Source organism: Kribbella sp. NPDC003505, assembly GCF_040610875.1.
Taxonomy (GTDB): Bacteria; Actinomycetota; Actinomycetes; order Propionibacteriales; family Kribbellaceae; genus Kribbella.
Genome location: NZ_JBEXNA010000007.1, coordinates 284,137 through 302,869, shown reverse-complemented (window position 1 = coordinate 302,869; position 18,733 = coordinate 284,137). Strand labels below are relative to the sequence as shown.

Here is an 18,733-nt window from a genome sequence, read left to right as displayed (position 1 = left end):
GATGACCGACCTGCACGACAGCCTCCCGGACCTGATGCGCCGGGCAACCGTTGACCTTCAGCCCGCCACCCCTGACCTGGTTGCCCGCGGCATCCGTCGTGGCAAGGTGCTGCGACGCCGCCGGACCGCGTTGGCGGGCCTCTCCGGCGCGGCCGCCGTACTGGCCACGGTCGGAGTCATCCTCAGCGGCAGCCAGGCGTTGCGGGTGCAACCGGCCACGCCGGCCGTCAGCCCACCTCCGACACACAAGCCGGTGAAGCCGTCCTCATCGAGACCCGTGACACCCGCAGAGACCCTGGCAACGCTGACCAGCCTGCTTCCGAACGGCCTCGCCCCGACCAGCTCTGCGACGTCCGGCGGCTACGGCCTAGGCACCAACGAAGCCAGTGTGCTGCTGGACGACGGCTCTGGCGCCTCACTGCTGACGCTGAGCATCACGACCGCGGACGCGATCACCGACTGCAACCCGTTCCCGCCCGGCACCTGCACCATCCAGCCAGACCGCAGCGTGCACGTCGTGTACGACGACCAGCCGGTGTACCCGGACGGCCCGAACCCTGGCGGCGTCCGGGAGACCATCGTCGAGCTGTTCCGCCCCAACGGCACCCAGATCAGCCTGACCAACTACAACGCCGCGAAGGAGAAGGGCGACCACACCCGTCCCAGTCCCCTGTTGACAGCCGCCCAGCTCACCCAGATTGCCCACAGCACCCAATGGGTCTTTCCACCGCGCCAGGCCGCCGACTTCCAGCCCGCCCCCGATCCTGACGATCCCGCTGCCGCATACCCGCCCGTACCGGTCGAGCAGACGCTGGCCACGCTCAAGAAGGTCCTGCCTGCGAACGTTCACCTGTCCCAGCCCAAGACCTGGACCGGCGGATTCAACGGCAAGACCGCCTGCGAAGACGAGCGTGGGTACGTCGAGTGCACGGTCCGCGGCGACGGCTGCAACGCGCCGCAGACGGCCGGGGCGACACCGCGGACCGCCAAAGCCGTGGTTCAGCGTCGAGCGGCTACTGGGATTCGCCGGTGCCGCGGACTGGAAGTTCCCCGGGACTCAGCGGTGAACCAGCGTGTGCTCGAACGAGTAGCGGCTTGCCCGGTACAGGTGCGAGCCGTACTCGACCGGCTGGCCGTGGTCGTCGTACGTGATCCGCGTCGTCGCCAGCAGCGGTGAGCCGGGCTCCTCGGACAGCAGCCGCGCCTGCTCGGGCGTTGCCGGTATCGCGGAGATCGTCTGGTGTGCCACCTTCAGCCGGACGCCCTCGGCACGCAGCAACTGGTAGAGCCCGCGCTCGGCGAGCGTGGCCGGATCGGTGTCCAGCATCTCCGGCGGCAGCCAGTTGCGCATCAGTGCGAGCGGTTCGCCATCCGCGCGCCGCAGCCGCTCCAGGCGGAGTACGCGGTCGCCCTGCTCGCACTGGAGTGCGGTGGCGACCTCTGCGGTCGCGGGCGAGATACCGAAGCGCAGGACCTCCGTTTCGGGCTTGCGGTGCGCTGCGGTGAGGTCGTCGTACAGGCTGGTCAGTTCGAGCGATCGACGGACCTGTCCGGAGTTGCCGACCACCTGGGTGCCGACGCCGCGCTTGCGGACCAGGAGGCCCTGGTCGACCAGACGGGCGATCGCCTGGCGGACGGTGGGGCGGCTCAGGCCGTACGCCTCAGCCAGGTCCACCTCGTTGCTCAGCCGGGACCCGACGGGCAGGTCACCACCCTGGATGGCCGCCTCCAGCTGCTGCGCCAGCTGCACGTGCAACGGCGTACGGCTGTTCCGATCGACCTGGACCTGGACGGTGCTCATGGGGTCATCCTGAAGGCTGGACCGGAATCCGTCGACCCACCACCGGGATTTGATCAGACCTGCCGGATCGATGAACGTTGGGTGAACCGAGTCCGGATCACGGGCACGCGGTGTCCGGCGCCTGCGATCGTCAGGCAATATGGCACGTTCGCCCGTCGGGACCGGGGACTACCCTTACCGGCGGAACACGCCCCTCGGACGCTCCCGCCGTTCCGGATCCGGAACGGCCGACCATCGAAGGAGAAGGCATGGAACCGCTGCGGATCGGCATCCTCGGTGCCGCCCGGATCTCGGGCCGGGCCATCGTCGAGCCGGCCAAGCTGACCGGCGCCCGGCTGGTCGCGGTCGCCGCCCGCGACGCCGGCCGGGCCGAGGCCTTCGCCGCCGAGCACGGCGTCGAACGGGTCCATGCGTCGTACCAGCAACTGCTGGACGATCCGGAGATCGAAGCGATCTACAACCCGCTGGCCAACGGGCTGCACGGCCCGTGGAACCTGCGAGCCCTTGCCGCAGGCAAGCATGTGCTGACCGAGAAGCCGTCGGCCGCCAACGCCACCGAGGCCCTGCGGGTCCGCGACGCGGTACACTCGTCCGGACTGGTGTTCATGGAGGCGTTCCACTACGCGTACCACCCGGTGATGCGGCGGCTGCAGGAGCTGATCGCCAAGGGCGAGCTGGGCGACCTGCAGCATGTCCAGGCGACGATGGTGATGCCTCCGCCGGCGGAGAACGACCCGCGCTGGTCGCTGCCGCTGGCCGGCGGCGCCGTGATGGACGTGGGCTGCTACGCGTTGCACGCGCAGCGGATGTTCGCGCAGTACGCCGGGGGCGCGCCGCGGCTGCTCGGCGCCCGGGCCGGCGAGCGCAAGCGGATGCCCGGTGTCGACGAATGGCTGAACGCCGACCTGGAGTTCCCGAGCGGCGCGACCGGCGCGGTGCGGACCAGCATGGCGGCCGAGGACGTCGAGTTCAGCCTCAAGGTCGTCGGCAGCCGTGGTGAGGCGTTCGCCCCGTTCTTCGTGCTCCCGCAGAACGACGACCGCGTGATCGTGACGACCAAGGAGGACACCTGGGTCGAGCACCTCGGCACGCGGACGTCGTACACGTATCAGCTGGAAGCCTTCGCGAGCGCCGTACGCAACGGCGCTCCGCTGCTCACCGACGCCGACGACGCGCTGGCCACGATGGAGCTCATCGACGCCTGCTACGTCGCCGCCGGCATGGAGCCGCGGCCGGTCTCCGCGATCTGATCGCCGCGGCCGGCGACCGCATGCGCGAACGCCTGGATGAACGGGTGTGGTCGCCTGCCGTCGCCGGCCAACTCCGGCTGGAACAGCGTCGCCAGGTAGAAGGGGTGTCCGGGCAGCTCGGCGATACGCGGTTCACCCTCGTCGTCGTAGCCGCTGAACACCATGCCGTGCGCACGGAGCAGGTCGAGCTTGCTGCTGTCCAAGCCGTAGGAGCAGTGGTACCGCTCCATCGAGCGCTCCACGCCGACCAGCTCGGCCGCGCGGGTTCCTGGTTGTACCTGCACCGGCCCCTCGTGCCCGTCGAGCGAGCACTGCAGCGGCACGATGAGGAGGTCTTCGGCATCCGGCGTGCTCTCCCCGTGCTGTACGCCGGTGGCGCCGCAGACGTCGCGCGCGAACTCGAGCATCGCGTGCTGGAACCCGCCACAGGTGCCGAGGAACGGGATGCCGCGTTCGCGGGCGATCCGAACCGCGCTCACCGCGCCGGCCTCGCTCCGGTACGGACTGCCGGGCAGCAGCCAGACGCCGTCGAAGCCTTCCAGCGCATCGTCCACCTCGTCGGTCGGGACCCAGTACACGTCGAGGTCCAGGTGGTCGCGCTGCTCGAGCGCTGCGAGCAGACCGGGGATGCGGGCGTGCGAGCGGACGTGCGGCGAGCGGTCACCGACCAGGGCGAGACGACCGGAGTAAGCGTTCATGCCTCCATCCTCGGGCCGTTGAGTGCATCAGCGCCAACGATGATGTCTGCATGCTCGATCAGCGATACTGATGGACGTGGATCCTCATCTGCTGCGGACGTTCGTCACCGTCGCCGAGTGCGGATCGTTCTCGGCTGCCGCCAAGCGACTCGGCTACACACAGAGCGCTGTGTCACAGCACATCGCCGCGCTGGAAAGCGACCTCGGTACGCCGCTGCTCCGCCGGCGGCCCGTGGAGCCGACGCCGGCGGGTGAGCGCCTGCTCGAACACGCCGGCCCGATCCTGCTCCGGCTCGACGCCGCCCGCGCGGATGTTCGCCGTACGGTCGCGGATCCACCCAGCACCCTCACACTCGCCGCCTCATCCCTGGCTGCTGGGTCTCTCGGGGCCGCGTTGGCCGAGGTACGACGCACCTACCCCGGCACCGAGACCTCACTGACCGTCTGCGGCCGCGACGAGGTCGCCACCGGCGTCGCCGCCGGCACCTTCACCCTCGGCCTGACCGACGGCACAGCCACCCCCACCGACCCCCTCCACCTGACCAACGCGGTCCAACTCCGCTCCACCCCCATAGCCCACGAACCCTTGGCCGTAGCCCTCCCCCGCAGCCACCCCCTGGCCACCCGCACCACACGACCTGACCCGCAGCCGGGCCATCCCTCAGCCGAGCACGGGGATCACCCCTCTTCCCAGGGGCGGCGCGGGGTGTCGCTCGGGGATTTGGCGGATGCCCGGTGGATCGACGCACCGGACCTCGGCGCGCCGCTTCCGGCCTTGCGCGCCGCCGCCGGGTCCGACGCGCTCCGTCCGGCCTTCACCTACAACGGCACCGACCTCCACACCCTGCTGCAGCTCATCGCCGCCGGGCACGGACTCGCGGTCCTCCCCCAGTCAGCGGTGACACCGGACCTCGCAGCCGTCCCACTCACGACTCCGCGCCTGGTCCACCGCATCGAACTCCTCCACGGCCACCTCACCGAACCAGCAGCCGAAGCCCTGGCCCGCGCACTCAGTCGTGAGTCGGGAACCCGAGGTTGATGCCGCCATGGGACGGGTCCAGCCAACGTGACGTGACGACCTTGCCGCGGGTGAAGAAGTGCACGCCCTCGGTGCCGTGCGCGTGCGTATCACCGAACAGCGAGTTCTTCCAGCCGCCGAACGAGTAGTACGCCATCGGCACCGGGATCGGCACGTTGATCCCGACCATGCCGACCTCGACCTCGTTCTGGAACCGTCGCGCCGCGCCACCGTCATTGGTGAAGATCGCGGTCCCGTTCCCGTACGGGTTCGAGTTCACCAGGTCGAGCGCATCGTCGTACGACGACGTGCGCAGCACCGACAGCACCGGCCCGAAGATCTCGTCGGTGTAGATCGGCATGTCCGGCGTCACCTTGTCGAACAGCGTCGGCCCCAGCCAGAACCCGTCGGCCGCACCGTCGAAATCGCCCGCGCGTCCGTCGACGACCAGCTCCGCACCGGCCTCGACCCCGGCCGCGACGTACCCCGCGACCTTGTCACGGTGCTCGCCCGTCACCAGCGGACCCATGTCGCAGCCGCGCGTCCCGTCGCCGGTCTTCAGCTTGCCCATCCGCTCCTTGATCTTGCCGATCAGCTCGTCCGCGATCGGCTCGACCGCGACCAGCGCGGAGATCGCCATGCAGCGCTCACCGGCCGACCCGAAGCCGGCGTTGACGGCGGCGTCCGCAGCGAGGTCGAGATCCGCGTCCGGCAGCACGATCATGTGGTTCTTCGCGCCGCCGAGCGCCTGGACGCGCTTGCCGTTGCGGGTGGCGTTCTCGTAGACGTACTTCGCGATCGGCGTCGACCCGACGAACGACACCGACTTGATGTCCGGGTGCTCGAGCAGCCGGTCGACCGCCTCCTTGTCGCCGTGCACGACGTTCACCACGCCGTCCGGCAGGCCGGCCTCCTTCCACAGCTCGGCCATCGCGTTCGCCGCCGACGGGTCCTTCTCGGACGGCTTGATCACCACGCTGTTGCCGCAGGCGACCGCGATCGGGACGAACCACATCGGCACCATCGCCGGGAAGTTGAACGGCGAGATCACCGCGCAGACACCGAGCGGCTGCCGGATCGAGTACACGTCGACCTTGGTCGAGACGCCCTCGCTGTACCCGCCCTTGAGCAGGTGCGGGATCCCGCAGGCGAACTCGATCACCTCGAGCCCGCGGGTCACCTCGCCGAGCGCATCGGACAGCACCTTGCCGTGCTCGGCGGTGATCAGCTGCGCGATCCGGTCCTTGTCCCGGTTGACCAGCTCGCGGTACGCGAACAGGGTCTGTGCGCGTTTCGTCAGCGAGGTCTGGCCCCAGGTCTTCGACGCCTCGTGAGCGACCTTGACGACCTCGTCGACCGTGCCGGCCGAGGCCAGGTCCAGCTCGCCGGTGACCTGGCCGGTCGCCGGGTTGAAGACCTTGCTGGTCCGCTCGGCCACACCGGTCCACGAGCTGCCGCCGACGAGGTGGGTGATGCGCTTGCTGTCAGTACTCACGATGTTTCCTCACTGCCGGGGGTGTTTCAGAACGCTGTCTCTGCTGCGGGCGACTCAGCCCAGAACCTTGGCGCGGTCGGCGAGCACGACGTCGACGGGTTTGCCGGTGCTCAACGACTCCAGACCGGCCTCACACACGGCGGCCGCCGCGTAGCCGTCCCAAGCACTCGGCCCGTCGGTCTCGCCGCGCGCGGTGGCGTCGACCCAACGCTGCACCTCGATGTCGTACGCCTGCTCGAACCGGATCCGGAAGTCGGCCGGCATCGCGCCGCCCCACCGCGCGCCGGCCCGGGTGAAGACGCCGGATCCGAGGCCTATCGTCGCGCTTCCACGCTCGGCGACCGCCTCGCACCGGACCTCGTACCCGACCTGGAAGTTCACGAACACCTCCACGTCGGCCATCGCACCGCTCGCCATCTCGAACACGGCCAGCTGCGGATCGAGCACGCCCTCGGCGACCAGACTCGTCGGCGCCGGGGTGTGCACGGTGATCCGGGTGATCTCCTCGCCGAACAGCCACCGGGCGATGTCCACCTCGTGCACCATCGAGTCCCGGACGATCATCTCGCTGCGGAACGTCGGCGCGGCCGACTTGTTCCGGTGCACGTTGTGCAGCAGCAGGGTCCGGCCCAGGTCACCCGAGTCGAGCAGCTCCTTCAGAGCGGCGTACTCCGGGTCGAAGCGGCGCATGAACCCGACCTGGATGAGCTGCCGGCCGAGCTTGTGCTCGGCCTCGACGACGCGCAACGCGGACTCCGCGTCCATCGTGAGCGGCTTCTCGCACAACACCGGTTTCGCGTGCTCCAGGCACCCGAACAGCTGCTCCGCGTGCGCGAACCCCGGCGACGCCAGGATCACCGCGTCGATGTCGTCGGCCGCGATCAGGTCCATCGGATCCTCGACGACGCGCACGGTCTCCGCGTACGTCGTACCGCCCGCGTGCCTGGCACTGCTCTCGCGGGACTTCCCGCCGGCTGAGCCGTCCGACAACCGGGCGGCCAGCGCCTCGGCACGCGCCTGGTCCGCGTCGGACACCGCGACCAGGCGTGCACCGGCCGTCTTCCGCGCGATCCGCTCGGCATGGTCGGCGCCCATCACCCCCACGCCGACGATGCCGACCCGCAGCTCGTTCATGTCCCCGCCTGCCCCTTCTCCTCGTCGTCGACCGCCGCGTCCGTCGGCCGCCCCGCCTCCCCGTCAGCCGGCGCGACGACTACTCCAGGATCGATCTCCCGGAGCTCGTGACTCAATGCCTCGAGCTCGGAACCACCGGCCATCTCGGTCGTCAGCTGCTCCAGCGTGATGTCGGCCCGATGCGTGTCGAGCGCGACCCGGCCCAGCTTCAGCACGACGAAGTGGTTGCCGACGAGGTACGCGTGGTGCGGGTTGTGGGTGATGAAGATGACCCCGATTCCCGAGTCGCGCGCCCGCACGATGTACTTCAGCACCACGCCCGACTGGTTCACACCGAGCGCCGCGGTGGGCTCGTCGAGAATCAGCACCTTGGCGCCGAAGTGGATCGCGCGGGCGATCGCCACGCACTGCCGCTGACCGCCGGACAGCTTGCCGACCGGCTGCTCGAGATCGGGGATCGAGATCCCCATCTTGGTCAGCTCCTCGTGCGCGATCCGCTTCATCCTCGCGGCATCCAGCTGCCGGAACGGTCCCTTGGTGATCTCGTTACCGAGGAAGAAGTTCCGCCAGACCGACATCAACGGCGCCAGCGCGAGGTCCTGGTAAACGGTCGCGATACCGCTGTCCAGCGACTCCCGCGGCGAACCGAAGTGCCGCTCCTCGCCGTTCACCGACATCCGGCCGGAGGTGTAGTCGTGCAGCCCGGCGATGATCTTGATCAGCGTCGACTTGCCCGCGCCGTTGTCACCCAGCACGCAGGTGATCTCACCCTGCCGGACCGAGAGCGACACCCCGCGCAGCGCCTGGATGTTGCCATAACTCTTGCCGACGTCCTCGAGCAGCACGATCGGCGTGTTCGGGCTGGTCGCGGCATCGTCGGCGAAGGACTCCGTGGTGGTCATCGTGCCTCCGCCCGGTTCTTGACGACGAGATTGACGATCGTTGCCAGCAGCAACATGGCGCCCAGGAACGCCTTGAACCAGTCCGGGTTCCAGCCGGCGTACACCACGCCGAGCTGTACCATGCCGAAGATCAGCGCGCCGACGGCCGCGCCCACGACGGACCCGTACCCGCCGGTGAGCAGACAGCCGCCGACGACCGCCGCGATGATGTACAGGAACTCCTTGCCGACGCCCTCGCCGGACTGCACCACGCCGTTCTGCACGAACAGCAGCTGCATCCCGGCGAACCAGGCGAAGAACCCGACCGTCATGAACAGGCCGATCTTGACCTTCTTCACCGGTACGCCGACGGCCCGCGCGGCCGCCGCGTCACCGCCGGCAGCGAAGATCCAGTTGCCGATCTGGGTCTTCTGCAGCACCCAGGCCGCGATCGCGACGAAGACGATCCACCAGACGACGATGATCTTGATCGTCACGCCGCCGATCTTGAACTCCGAGGCGAACACCGCCTTCGCCGCGTCGAACCCGTCCATGTCACTGATCGAGTTCGACGCGACGGCGCCGGAGGTCGCTCGGGTGACCGCGATGTTCAGGCCCTGCAGGATGAAGAACGTACCCAGCGTCACCAGGAAGCTGGGCAGGCCCGTCCGCATCAGCAGCCACCCGTTGAACAGCCCGATCGCCAGCGAGAACGCCAGGGCGACGACGATGCCGACCCACACGTTCACGCTGAACTGGTAGGCGAAGAGACCGGCGGTCAGGCCCGATGTCGTCACCGCGACACCGGCCGAGAGGTCGAACTCGCCGCCGATCATCAGCAGCGAGACCGGCACCGCCATCACACCGATCAGCGCGGCCTGGTACAGGATCGTGCCCGTGTTGTTGATGTCGCGGAACGGCGGCGCTGTGATCAGGAAGAACACCAGGATCACGGCCGCGCCGACGAGCGATCCGATCTCCGGCCGGCTGAGCAGCCGGGCGGCGAGGGACCGGGCGGAGACGCGGTCGTCCGCCGAGACGGGTGAGGTGATGGTCGATGCCATGCCGCTACCTCAGCGCGTCCCGGCTTCGGCGAACTTCTGCACGGCCGCGATGTTCGACTTGTCGATGAAGGCCGGACCGGTCAGGGTCGCCTCGCCGCCGCCGATGGTGTTGCCGTTGGTCCGGTAGAGCCAGATCGCGTCGATCGCGAGGTAGCCCTGCAGGTACGGCTGCTGGTCGACGGCGAACTGCACGGTACCGTCGGCGACGGCCTTGGCCATCTCCTTGCTCATGTCGAAGCTGCCGACCTTCGCCGACGAGCCTGCGTCCTTGGCCGCCTGAACCGCGGTCAGCGCGATGCCCGCGTTCAGCGCGACGACGTAGTCGGCTGTCTTGTCCGCCTGCAGTTTCGAGGTCAGGGTGGCCTGCGTACCAGGCTGGTCGGTGCCGTTGACGTTGACGTTCTCGACGTTGCCGAACTTGTCCTTGATGCCCTGGCAGCGGGCCTCCAGGCTGACGTTGCCCTGCTCGTGGATGACGCAGATGACCTTCTTGGCGCCGAGCTGCTTGAGCTTCTCACCCGTCGCCTGGCCGGCGATCCGCTCGTCCTGGCCGAAGTACCCGAGCGCGCCGGTGGTCTTCCACTGGTCCAGGCCGCCGTTCAGGATCGTCACCGGGATGCCGGCCGCGATCGCCTTCTTCACGTTCGGGATCACGGCGTCGGGCTTGTTCAGCGTCACGGCGATGCCGTCGACCTTGGAGTCGATCGCGGTCTGCACCAGGTTCGCCTGGGCCGCACCGTCCGGGTCGGCGGAGTACTGCAGTTCGACGTTGTCCTTCTTCGCGGCCGCCTCGGCCCCGCGCCGGACGATGTCCCAGAAGGTGTCGCCAGGTCCCGAGTGGGTGATCAGGGCAACCTTCATCCGCGGCGTGCTCGCGACGTTGCCGCCGCTGTCACCGGAGCTCTCCTCCTTCTGCTTACCCCCGGAGGAGCTGCACGCGGCCAGAGCCGCGGCGAGCGCGACGGCCGCGACCGCGGCCATCGCCTTCTTCTGCCACCGAACCATGACTTGGTACCAGCCTTTCAGGTGTTCCGCGGCCACTCCGCGGACTTGCGTGGGACCCGAGAGTGTCACACTCCCGCGGCCGTCATCTCGATCCGCCACCCCCACATCCAGTGAGATACGCCAACGTCCGCGTCGCGATCGGCAGCGGCACGTCAGGCGCGCACGGGTACATGTCCTGCTCGACGATCGCGAACACGTCGGCGTCGAGTGCGGCCAGCGCGTCCAGCACCGGGGGCAGCTCGGGGACGCCGCTCGGCGGCTCGCACATCACGCCCCGGCGTACCGCTTCGTCGAAGCTCAGCCCGTCGACCTCGGCCAGGACCTTCGGATCCACCTGCTTCAGGTGGACGTAACCGATCCGGTCCGGGTACTTCCGGATCAGCTCGAGGTTGTCGCCGCCGCAGTAGCTGATGTGGCCGGTGTCGAGGCACAGGTTCACGTAGGTGCTGTCGGTCTCTTCGAGGAGGCGCTCGACGGTGTCCTGCGTGTCGACGTGCCCGTCCGCGTGCGGGTGGTACTGCGTCCGCAGCCCGAACTCCTCCGCCAGCCGGCGGCCCAGCTCCGTCACAGCCTGCCCGTGTCGCGCCTGCCCGTCGCGGTCCAGCCGCTCCTGGACGATCTCGCCGTCGTCGCCGCGCCACATCGACGGCATCACGACGAGATGCTGCGCGCCCATCGCGGCCGTCAGCTCGGCGGTCTTCACGACATCGCGCCAGGTCGCGTCCCAGCCGTCGGCGCGGTGCAGCTGCTCGAACGTCGTACCTGCCGTCATGGTGAGGCCGCGCTTGTCGAGCTCGTCCTTCAGCCGGACCGGATCGGTCGGCAGGTAACCGTACGGACCGAGCTCGATCCGCGTGTAGCCAGCCGCGGCGACCTCGTCGAGGAATCGGCTCCACGGGGTCTGCTGCGGGTCGTCGGCGAACCACACTCCCCACGAATCCGGCGCCGTACCGATGTCGACCCTGCCCATCAGCGGTCTCCCTCGACCGGAGCCAGATATGCCCGCTGGGCCTTCTTGCTCTCCTCGTAGGACGCGCTCGCGGCCTGCGTCGACTGCAGCTCCGACACCTCGCTGACCGGGACGTCCCACCAGGAGTCGCTGTCCGGACCGCCGACCAGCGGGTCCGTGGTGACGTGGATCGCGATCGGTCCCGTGGCCGCCTTCGCGGTCCCGATGGCCTTCTCCAGCTCGGACCGGCTGTGGACCTCGATCACCTCGACACCGAAGCTGCGCACGTTGGCCGCGAGGTCGACCGGCAGGTAGTCACCGTCGAGCCTGCCGTCACCGGTGCGCTTGCGGTACGCCGTCCCGAATCGCTGCGACCCGAGGGACTCTGACAGCGCGCCGATCGACGCGAAGCCGTGGTTCTGCACGAGAACCACGATGATCTTCAGGTTCTCCTGGACGGCCGTGGCCAGTTCGCTCGACATCATCAGGTACGACCCGTCGCCGACCAGGACGAACACGTCGCGATCCGGCGCGCCGAGCCGCACCCCGAGCCCGCCGGCGATCTCGTATCCCATGCAGGAGAAGCCATATTCGACGTGGTATCCCTTCGGGTCGCGCGGCCGCCACAGCTTGTGGAGGTCACCCGGCATCGAGCCGGCCGCGCAGACCACCACATCAGACGCCGCCGACAATTCGTTGACGGCGCCGATCACCTCGCCCTGGGTCAGCAGTCCTTCGGCCAGTTTCCCGGTCACCTCGGCGGGGGGCCGGAAGACTGCGTCCACAGTTCCGTTCCAGTTCCTTGTGAGTTCCCGGGACTCGGCGGTGTACTTGGCATCCACGGACCACTCGCCGAGCGCGGATCCCAACGCAACAAGGGCTTCCCGCGCATCGGCCACCACCGGGAGGCCGGCATGTTTGTCACCGTCGAAGCGCGCCACATTGATGTTCAGGAAGCGGACCCGCGGATTCTGGAAGGCGGTCCGCGACGCCGTCGTGAAGTCGCTGTAGCGGGTGCCGATCCCGATCACGACGTCGGCGTCCCGGGCGAGCGCGTTGGCGGCCGTGGTCCCGGTCGATCCCACCGCCCCCACCGCCTGCGGGTGATCGTGGCGCAGGGATCCCTTGCCTGCTTGGGTTTCCGACACCGGGATACCGGTCCGCTCGGCGAACTCACGCAGCGCCTCCTCTGCGCCGGAGTAGTGCACACCGCCACCGGCGACGATCAGCGGTCGCTGCGCGGACCGTAGGAGATCTGCCGCCTTGTCGACAATTGATGCCTCGGGCAAGGGGCGCGCGACGTACCAGGTGCGCTCGGCGAAGAGCTCCTCCGGCCAGTCGTACGCCTCGGCTTGGACGTCCTGCGGCAGCGCCAGCGTCACCGCCCCGGTCTCGACCGGGTCGGTCAGCACGCGCATCGCGTTCATCAGCGCCGACGGCAACTGTTCGGGGCGCCAGATCCGGTCGAAGTACTTCGACACCGGACGGAAGGCGTCGTTCACCGACACGTCACCGGCACCGAAGCTCTCCAGCTCCTGCAGCACGGGTGTTGCCACCCGGGTCGCGAACACGTCGGAAGGGAGGATCAGCACCGGCAGCCGATTGATCGTCGCCAGGGCCGCGCCGGTCACCATGTTGGTCGAGCCCGGACCCACGCTTGCCGTGCAGGCGTAGGTCTGGAGCCGGTCACGGGTGCGGGCGAAGGCAGCAGCCGTGTGCACCATGGCCTGCTCGTTGCGGGCCAGGATGTACGGCAACGCCTTCGGGTCCTCGAGTTCGGACTGCAGCAACGCCTGGCCGAGCCCCGCCACGTTGCCGTGTCCGAAGATGCCCAGCGAGCCGGCGATCAGCCGCTGCCGGACACCGTCCCTCTCCGAGTACTGGACGCTCAGGAATCGCACCAGCGCCTGCGCGACCGTGAGACGCACCGTCATGAGTTTTCTCCTGTTTGTCCGAAAGGCAGGCGCGGATCGATATGTTGGGAGTTCCACAACTCGCGGACCCACGCGTGCTGCGGGTCGTCGGTGATCAGCCACTGGCGTTCGGTGCCGGGGCCGGCCATCACGTTCAGGTAATACATGTCGTAGCCGGGCGGCGCCATCGCCGGACCGTGCCAGCCGTGCGGGACGAGGACGACGTCGCCGCTGCGGACCTCGGCCAGCACGTCGATCGGGCGCTCTTCGGTGCCGTAGACCCGCTGGTAGCCGATCGGGTCGTTGCCCTTGACACCTTCCGGCACGTCGTCGGACAGCTGCAGCTCGAAGTAGTAGATCTCCTCGAGCTCGCTCTCCTTCCCCGGCTTGTGCTCGTCGTGCTTGTGCGGCGGGTAGGACGACCAGTTCCCGGCCGGCGTGATCACCTCGCAGGCGATGATCGAGTCCGCGTCGAGCACCCCCGGCGTACCGAAGTTGCGGACCTGCCGGGACGCGACCCCGGCGCCCCGCAGTTCGGTCTCGACCTCTTCGACACCGATCCGCCGGAACGGGCGGTCCGTCGCCGCCTTCGCATGCGGCAACGCGATCCGCGCACCGCCGGCACTGACCACGGCGAAGGTCGAGTTGCGTGGCACGTAGGCCAGATCCGTCGCGCCCGCGAACACGTCGGCCCGACCGCCCAGCGGGACGGCTTCGCCGTCGACGATCACCTCCGCCGAGCCACTCAACGGAAGGACGATGTATTCACAGTCCCCGGTCTCGATCTCGACGGACTGCCCCGGCAGCAGATTCCGCACCAGCAGCCCGCTGTGATGCCAATCCGCCCCGCCCGGCCGCACGGCGAGCTCGAAGCCGTCGCTCGCCGCGGTCCCGGCCGGCCGAACCCATTCAGTCATCCCAACTGTCCTTCCTCGGAACCTCAGCTGTCCGGGTCATACGGTGTCGCCGTGCACCAGCGCGGCGGCCTGGTCGACGGCCGCGGCCACGTCGCCGTCCGGCGGGAACAGCAGCGCACGTCCGACCACGAGCCCACGGACCGACGGCAGTTCGAGTGCCTTGCCCCACGAGGCATAGGTCGCCTCCGGCGCGGCGGTTGGATCACCACCGAGCAGCAGCGTCGGCATCGTCGTCGCCTCCATCACGCGATCGAGTTCGTCCACGACCGGCAACTTCAGCCAGGTGTAGGCACTCGTCGCGCCGAGACCGGACGCGATCTGGATCGACTTGATGACGGAGTCGGGATCGAGCAGGTTCGCGACCCGCCCGTCCTCGCCGCGCGTCGACCAGAACGGCTCGACCATCGCCATCAACTTGTGCTCGGCCAGCCCGGTCACCGCCGCCGCGCTGCTCTCCAACGTCGCCACGGTCCCGGGATCGTCGAGATCGATCCGGGTCAGCATCTTCCCGCCGTCGAGCCGCCGCGCGGCGATCTCGTCAGCAGTCCGGTAGGCCGTGAACCGGTCGTCCAGCTCGAACGCCGCACCCTGCAGCCCGCCCCGATTCATCGACCCGATGACGACCTTGCCTTCCAGCGCACCGAGCAGGAGCAGGTCCTCCAACACATCCGGAGTAGCCAGCACACCGTCCACCCCCGGCCGCTGCAACGCGATCATCAACCGAGCAATCAGATCCGCCCGGCTCCCCATCGCCATTCGATCCCCACGCACCCCCAGCGCCCCCCGCGCCGGATGATCCGCAGCCACGATCAACAGCCGCCCGTCATCCCCCACCAGCGCCCGAGTCCGCCGCTGCAACCACCCCTCAGCCACCCGCTCCGGATGCCGAACCCGAATCTCAGTCAACTCCCCCAACCGCTCCCCAAATTCTTTCCAGTCATCCCCCCACCGAGCAGAACCACCAACCGAGCCATCCGCACCACCAGCAGCACTAGCGGCACCGGCAGCAGCCACCTCACGGGACGGCCCACTCATGGCGCCCCTCAACTGTCCGGCACCCTCGTCCCCCGCACCTGCACCATCCCCCTGCCCGCCAACCCGTCGCGCAAACTCGTCACCGGTCTGCCCCGCGACACGCTCGCCCGCGCCGCGACCTGACAGCTCACCGACCTCGTCCCCCACGTCCTCCGCCGCCTGCTCCCCCGCAAGTTCGCCGACACCACGGACATCCCCGGCCGCCGAGACACCCTCAGCCGCAGCCTCCGCAGCTCCGCCCGGCGCCTCAGAGCTCGCTCCACCGGCGCCGACCACGCGGCCCACACCAACCGCACCGGCTGCTGCTCCGACGCCCGCAGCACCAACCACCCCGGACACACCGCCCGCTTTCGCGGAATCGGGCAGACTGGCCGCACCGGCGCCACTCGAGGTACCCACCGCGTCAGCTGCACTGCCCGCACCGATTGTGTCTGCGGCTCCCGGCTCCCCGGCATCCATCCCGCCGACCGACCCGACCAACACGTCAGATGCACCCGCACCGCCTGTGCCTGCAACTCCCGGCTCGTCGGCATTCGTTCTGTCACCCGAGCCACCTGGGGCGTCGGGACCATCCGCCGAGTAGGCCGCCGCTGGGCCGACATCTCCCTCGGTCGCCGGAGCTCCTGCTCCTGCTCCTGCTCCTGCTCCTGCTCCTGCTCCTGCTCCTGCGACAGGCTCCGGTATGCCAGCGTGCACGGGGCCGACCGGCTGGTCGGCAGTCTCGTCGTCGGTTGCAGGGGTGCCAGACGACGGCGCTTGCTGCTGGCCGCCTGACATGACCGATTGCTCAACCAGCGGGCGACTTGCCGTGTCGGCTTCCTCGACAGACGCGCCTTCCGCACGTCCGTTTGCCGGTTCCGGATCACGTCCGGCTTCCGTGCGCCCGTCTGCCAGTTCCGGATCACGTCCGGCTTCCGTGCGCCCGTCTGCCAGTTCCGAATCACGTCCGGCTTCCGTGTGGCTGTTGGCCAGTTCCGGATCGCGCGTCGGGGCGTTCGATGGCGAATGTTGGTCGGCGTCCTCACCATGCGCGGCTCGCGGCGCGCTGGACGGTTCGCCGGCCTGTGGAGCAGGCACGGTTGCCCGTTGCTCACCGCGTACCGTCACACCACTCAACTGGTGACCGAGCGACATCCCGGCCCCACCCCGCGCCAGGCCATCTCCGACAGCCACACCTGCAGCCTGCGCAGGCACAGTCTCTTCGCGCATGTCCTGCGCCCGCTCAACCTGCTCACGCGCACCCTGCTCGCGCGCATCCTGCTCGCGCACGACCTGCTCGTGCATGCTGGGGTCGTGCGGGCTCGGGTTGTGGAGGTTCGGCTGGGCTTGTTCACGTGGGGTCCGGTTATCCGCGGCCTGTTCGCTTGTGGCTTGTCCGGGGTGGGTCTGTTCGGATGTCGGCCCGTGGTGGGCGGGCGGAGTGGTGGGGAGGTTCAGGTTTCCGATGACGGTGGTTTGGCCGTCGGGGGTTGCCTGTCCTCGGGAGGTGTCGAGCATTACCGTCAGGTCGTTAGGGCCGGGTGTGTCTTGGCGGCGTACAGGGACCGTTGGGTCGTTCAGGCCTGCTGTTGGGGCGTGCGGGTCGGCGTACTGCCGCGCTGACGGCTCTGGAGACGCACTTCCGGTCACGCGAGCGCTGTGCGTCGCGGGTGCGTTCGGGGTTCCGGGAGAGTTCGAGGTCGCGCCCTGCGCCGTACGGCTGCCGTGGCCGGCGGGTTCGCCGGGGATCGCATGAGAGCCGTGGGGCGAGGAGCCTGAGATGACCGTCGGGTCGTCGGGACCGGCTGTATCAGGGCGGCGCGCAATCACCGTCGGGTCACTAGGGTTGGCAGCCTCGGGGCGGCGCGCGATCGCCGTTGGGTCGTCGGGGTTGGCAGCCTCGGGGCGGCGTGCGATCACCGTCGGGTCACCGGGGTTGGTGGATTCGGGGCGGCGCGGGGTGACCGTTGGGTCGTTCGCGCCGGCGGTGTCAGGGCGGCGTGCGATCACCGTTGGGTCGTTGGCACCTACGTGCGGGCGGATCGTCGGATCGTTCGACCTGACATGCTCACCGGCTGTCGGAGCGTTCGAGGCTGTGTAACCAAGAACCGTCGGATCGTCCGACCCGCTGTACTCGGCAGGCGGTCTGCTGGTCCCAGCAGCCCTCGGGCCCTCCGACCCACTGCGTCCAGCAGCCCTCCGGTCGCCAGACTCGGCGTACCCAGGAGCGTTCGGATCGTCCGGTCCCAGGTGGCCAGGAACCGTGGGGTCGGCTGACCCGGTGTATCCAGCACCCCTCCGGTCGTCCGGCCCGACATTCCCGGCATCCCTCCGGTCGTCCGGCCCGGCGTGCCCAGCACCCCCGCGGTCGTCCGACCCGACGTGCCCAGCACCCCTGCGGTCGTCCGATCGGCTGTACGCAGCACTCCTCCGGTCGTCCGACGCGGCGTGCTCAGCACCTCTCCGGTCGTCCGATCCGCTGTATCCGGTTGGGGTGAGGATGGTGGGGTCGTTGGGGCCGGGGGTGAGGGTGGTGGCGTCCGGGTCTTCTTGGGGGCGGTGGATGGGGAGGGGGCGGGCGTGTTCGGTGTAGTGGTCTTCGTCGTGGGGGCTCATGATTCGGCTCCCAGGTGGGAGAGGACTTCTTCGGTGGTGGGCATGGCGGTGGAGCATTCGAGGCGGGAGGCGACGATTGCGCCGGCGGTGTTCGCGAAGCGGATGATCTTTTCCAGGGGCCAGCCGGAGAGGAGGCCGTGGCAGAGTGCGCCGCCGAAGCCGTCGCCGGCGCCGAGACCGTTGACGACCTCGACCGGGTACGGCGGGACCTCGACGCGCTCGTCGCGGGTCCGGGCGAGGGTGCCACGGGGGCCCTGTTTGACCACGGCCAACTCGAGGCCGCGGTCGAGGAGAGCCTGGGCGGCCTTGTCGGGGTCGGTCTCGCCGACCGCGACCTCACACTCCTCACGGTTGCCGACAGCAACGGTGCAGTACTCCAGCGCGCGCGAGACCTGCTCGTGGGCTTCGGTCGGGTCCGCCCAGAACATCGGGCGGTAGTCGAGGTCCAGCACCGTGATCGGCCGCCGGCCGCGGGCCTCCCAGGCGGCGAAATGCGCGGAGCGGGACGGTTCGGCGGACAGGCCGGTGACCGTGGACCAGTAGATGCGTGCCTCGCGGATCGCGTCCAGGTCGAGCTCCGACGGGTTGATGACCAGGTCGGGCGCCTTCGGGAACCGGTAGAAGTACAGCGGGAAGCTGTCCGGCGGGAAGATCTCGCAGAACGTGATCGGCGTCGGCAACCCGTCCACCGGGCTGACGAAACGGTCGTCGACCCCGAGTTCGCCGAGCGTGCGGTGGATGAACGTGCCGAACGGGTCGTTCCCCGTCCGGCTGATCACCGCCGTCTTCCGCCCGTGCCGCGCCGCTGCCACCGCCACGTTCGTCGCGCTCCCGCCGAGGAACTTGCCGAACGAGGTGACGTCTTCCAGATGCGTCCCGATCTGCAGCGGGTACAGGTCGACCCCGATGCGCCCGATCGTCAGTACGTCGTCCACCATCAGACCTTCCCATCCCCACGGGTCCCGCAGACAGTCGTGC

At 69.2% G+C, this 18,733-nt stretch carries 16 protein-coding genes; 4 read left to right on the top strand and 12 right to left on the bottom strand.

Annotated elements, in window-relative coordinates; all coding sequences use genetic code 11:
- Position 1: 1 nt before the first annotated feature.
- Positions 2 to 1,177, top strand: a complete 1,176-nt coding sequence (locus tag ABZX12_RS25405; protein WP_355696934.1) for a hypothetical protein — start codon at positions 2 to 4, stop codon at positions 1,175 to 1,177.
- Here the strand turns inward: ABZX12_RS25405 and ABZX12_RS25400 are convergent.
- A complete protein-coding gene (locus ABZX12_RS25400; RefSeq protein WP_355696932.1) occupies positions 1,058 to 1,801 on the bottom strand; it encodes a GntR family transcriptional regulator in 744 nt (247 codons plus the stop codon). The genes ABZX12_RS25405 and ABZX12_RS25400 overlap by 120 nt on opposite strands.
- Positions 1,802 to 2,049: 248 nt before the next feature.
- On the opposite strand from ABZX12_RS25400, the gene ABZX12_RS25395 reads away from it, so the two are divergent.
- Positions 2,050 to 3,051: a Gfo/Idh/MocA family oxidoreductase gene (locus ABZX12_RS25395; protein ID WP_355696931.1), complete on the top strand. Its 1,002-nt coding sequence runs from the start codon at positions 2,050 to 2,052 to the stop codon at positions 3,049 to 3,051.
- Here the strand turns inward: ABZX12_RS25395 and ABZX12_RS25390 are convergent.
- The gene (locus tag ABZX12_RS25390) at positions 3,006 to 3,749 is read right to left on the bottom strand and encodes a hypothetical protein (protein ID WP_355696929.1); all 744 of its coding nucleotides are present in this window, start codon (positions 3,747 to 3,749) and stop codon (positions 3,006 to 3,008) included. The genes ABZX12_RS25395 and ABZX12_RS25390 overlap by 46 nt on opposite strands.
- A 76-nt stretch (positions 3,750 to 3,825) precedes the next feature.
- On the opposite strand from ABZX12_RS25390, the gene ABZX12_RS25385 reads away from it, so the two are divergent.
- Positions 3,826 to 4,788 carry a LysR family transcriptional regulator gene (locus ABZX12_RS25385; protein WP_355696927.1) on the top strand — a complete coding sequence of 321 codons (963 nt, stop codon included), beginning with the start codon at positions 3,826 to 3,828 and terminating at the stop codon, positions 4,786 to 4,788.
- Here the strand turns inward: ABZX12_RS25385 and ABZX12_RS25380 are convergent.
- The 9 genes from ABZX12_RS25380 to ABZX12_RS25340 all read right to left on the bottom strand — a co-directional run bounded on the left by ABZX12_RS25380 (position 4,760) and on the right by ABZX12_RS25340 (position 15,160).
- Entirely contained in the window at positions 4,760 to 6,262 is a 1,503-nt protein-coding gene (locus tag ABZX12_RS25380; protein ID WP_355696925.1) for a CoA-acylating methylmalonate-semialdehyde dehydrogenase, read from the bottom strand. The genes ABZX12_RS25385 and ABZX12_RS25380 overlap by 29 nt on opposite strands.
- Positions 6,263 to 6,316: 54 nt before the next feature.
- On the bottom strand, positions 6,317 to 7,396 hold the full coding sequence (locus ABZX12_RS25375; protein ID WP_355696923.1) for a Gfo/Idh/MocA family oxidoreductase: 1,080 nt from the start codon (positions 7,394 to 7,396) through the stop codon (positions 6,317 to 6,319).
- Complete coding sequence (locus ABZX12_RS25370; protein ID WP_355696921.1) at positions 7,393 to 8,298, bottom strand: ATP-binding cassette domain-containing protein; 906 nt, start codon at positions 8,296 to 8,298, stop codon at positions 7,393 to 7,395. The genes ABZX12_RS25375 and ABZX12_RS25370 overlap by 4 nt, the downstream gene beginning before the upstream one ends.
- The gene (locus ABZX12_RS25365; protein WP_355696919.1) at positions 8,295 to 9,341 is read right to left on the bottom strand and encodes an ABC transporter permease; all 1,047 of its coding nucleotides are present in this window, start codon (positions 9,339 to 9,341) and stop codon (positions 8,295 to 8,297) included. Before ABZX12_RS25365 ends, ABZX12_RS25370 begins: the two co-directional genes overlap by 4 nt.
- A gap of 9 nt (positions 9,342 to 9,350) precedes the next feature.
- Complete coding sequence (locus ABZX12_RS25360) at positions 9,351 to 10,346, bottom strand: sugar ABC transporter substrate-binding protein (RefSeq protein WP_355696917.1); 996 nt, start codon at positions 10,344 to 10,346, stop codon at positions 9,351 to 9,353.
- Between the two features lie 82 nt (positions 10,347 to 10,428).
- On the bottom strand, positions 10,429 to 11,316 hold the full coding sequence (locus ABZX12_RS25355; protein WP_355696915.1) for a TIM barrel protein: 888 nt from the start codon (positions 11,314 to 11,316) through the stop codon (positions 10,429 to 10,431).
- Positions 11,316 to 13,229 (bottom strand): 3D-(3,5/4)-trihydroxycyclohexane-1,2-dione acylhydrolase (decyclizing), encoded by a 1,914-nt coding sequence (gene iolD / locus ABZX12_RS25350; protein WP_355696913.1) that lies wholly within the window; start codon positions 13,227 to 13,229, stop codon positions 11,316 to 11,318. Before iolD ends, ABZX12_RS25355 begins: the two co-directional genes overlap by 1 nt.
- Positions 13,226 to 14,125 carry a 5-deoxy-glucuronate isomerase gene (iolB, locus tag ABZX12_RS25345; protein WP_355696911.1) on the bottom strand — a complete coding sequence of 300 codons (900 nt, stop codon included), beginning with the start codon at positions 14,123 to 14,125 and terminating at the stop codon, positions 13,226 to 13,228. Before iolB ends, iolD begins: the two co-directional genes overlap by 4 nt.
- A gap of 36 nt (positions 14,126 to 14,161) precedes the next feature.
- On the bottom strand, positions 14,162 to 15,160 hold the full coding sequence (locus tag ABZX12_RS25340) for a deoxyribose-phosphate aldolase (protein WP_355697193.1): 999 nt from the start codon (positions 15,158 to 15,160) through the stop codon (positions 14,162 to 14,164).
- Between the two features lie 2,107 nt (positions 15,161 to 17,267).
- Between ABZX12_RS25340 and ABZX12_RS25335 the strand changes: the two genes are divergently transcribed.
- Positions 17,268 to 17,732: a hypothetical protein gene (locus ABZX12_RS25335; protein ID WP_355697191.1), complete on the top strand. Its 465-nt coding sequence runs from the start codon at positions 17,268 to 17,270 to the stop codon at positions 17,730 to 17,732.
- A 19-nt stretch (positions 17,733 to 17,751) separates the two neighbouring features.
- Here the strand turns inward: ABZX12_RS25335 and iolC are convergent, their stop codons facing one another.
- Entirely contained in the window at positions 17,752 to 18,693 is a 942-nt protein-coding gene (gene iolC / locus ABZX12_RS25330) for a 5-dehydro-2-deoxygluconokinase (RefSeq protein WP_355696909.1), read from the bottom strand.
- Positions 18,694 to 18,733: the final 40 nt, after the last annotated feature.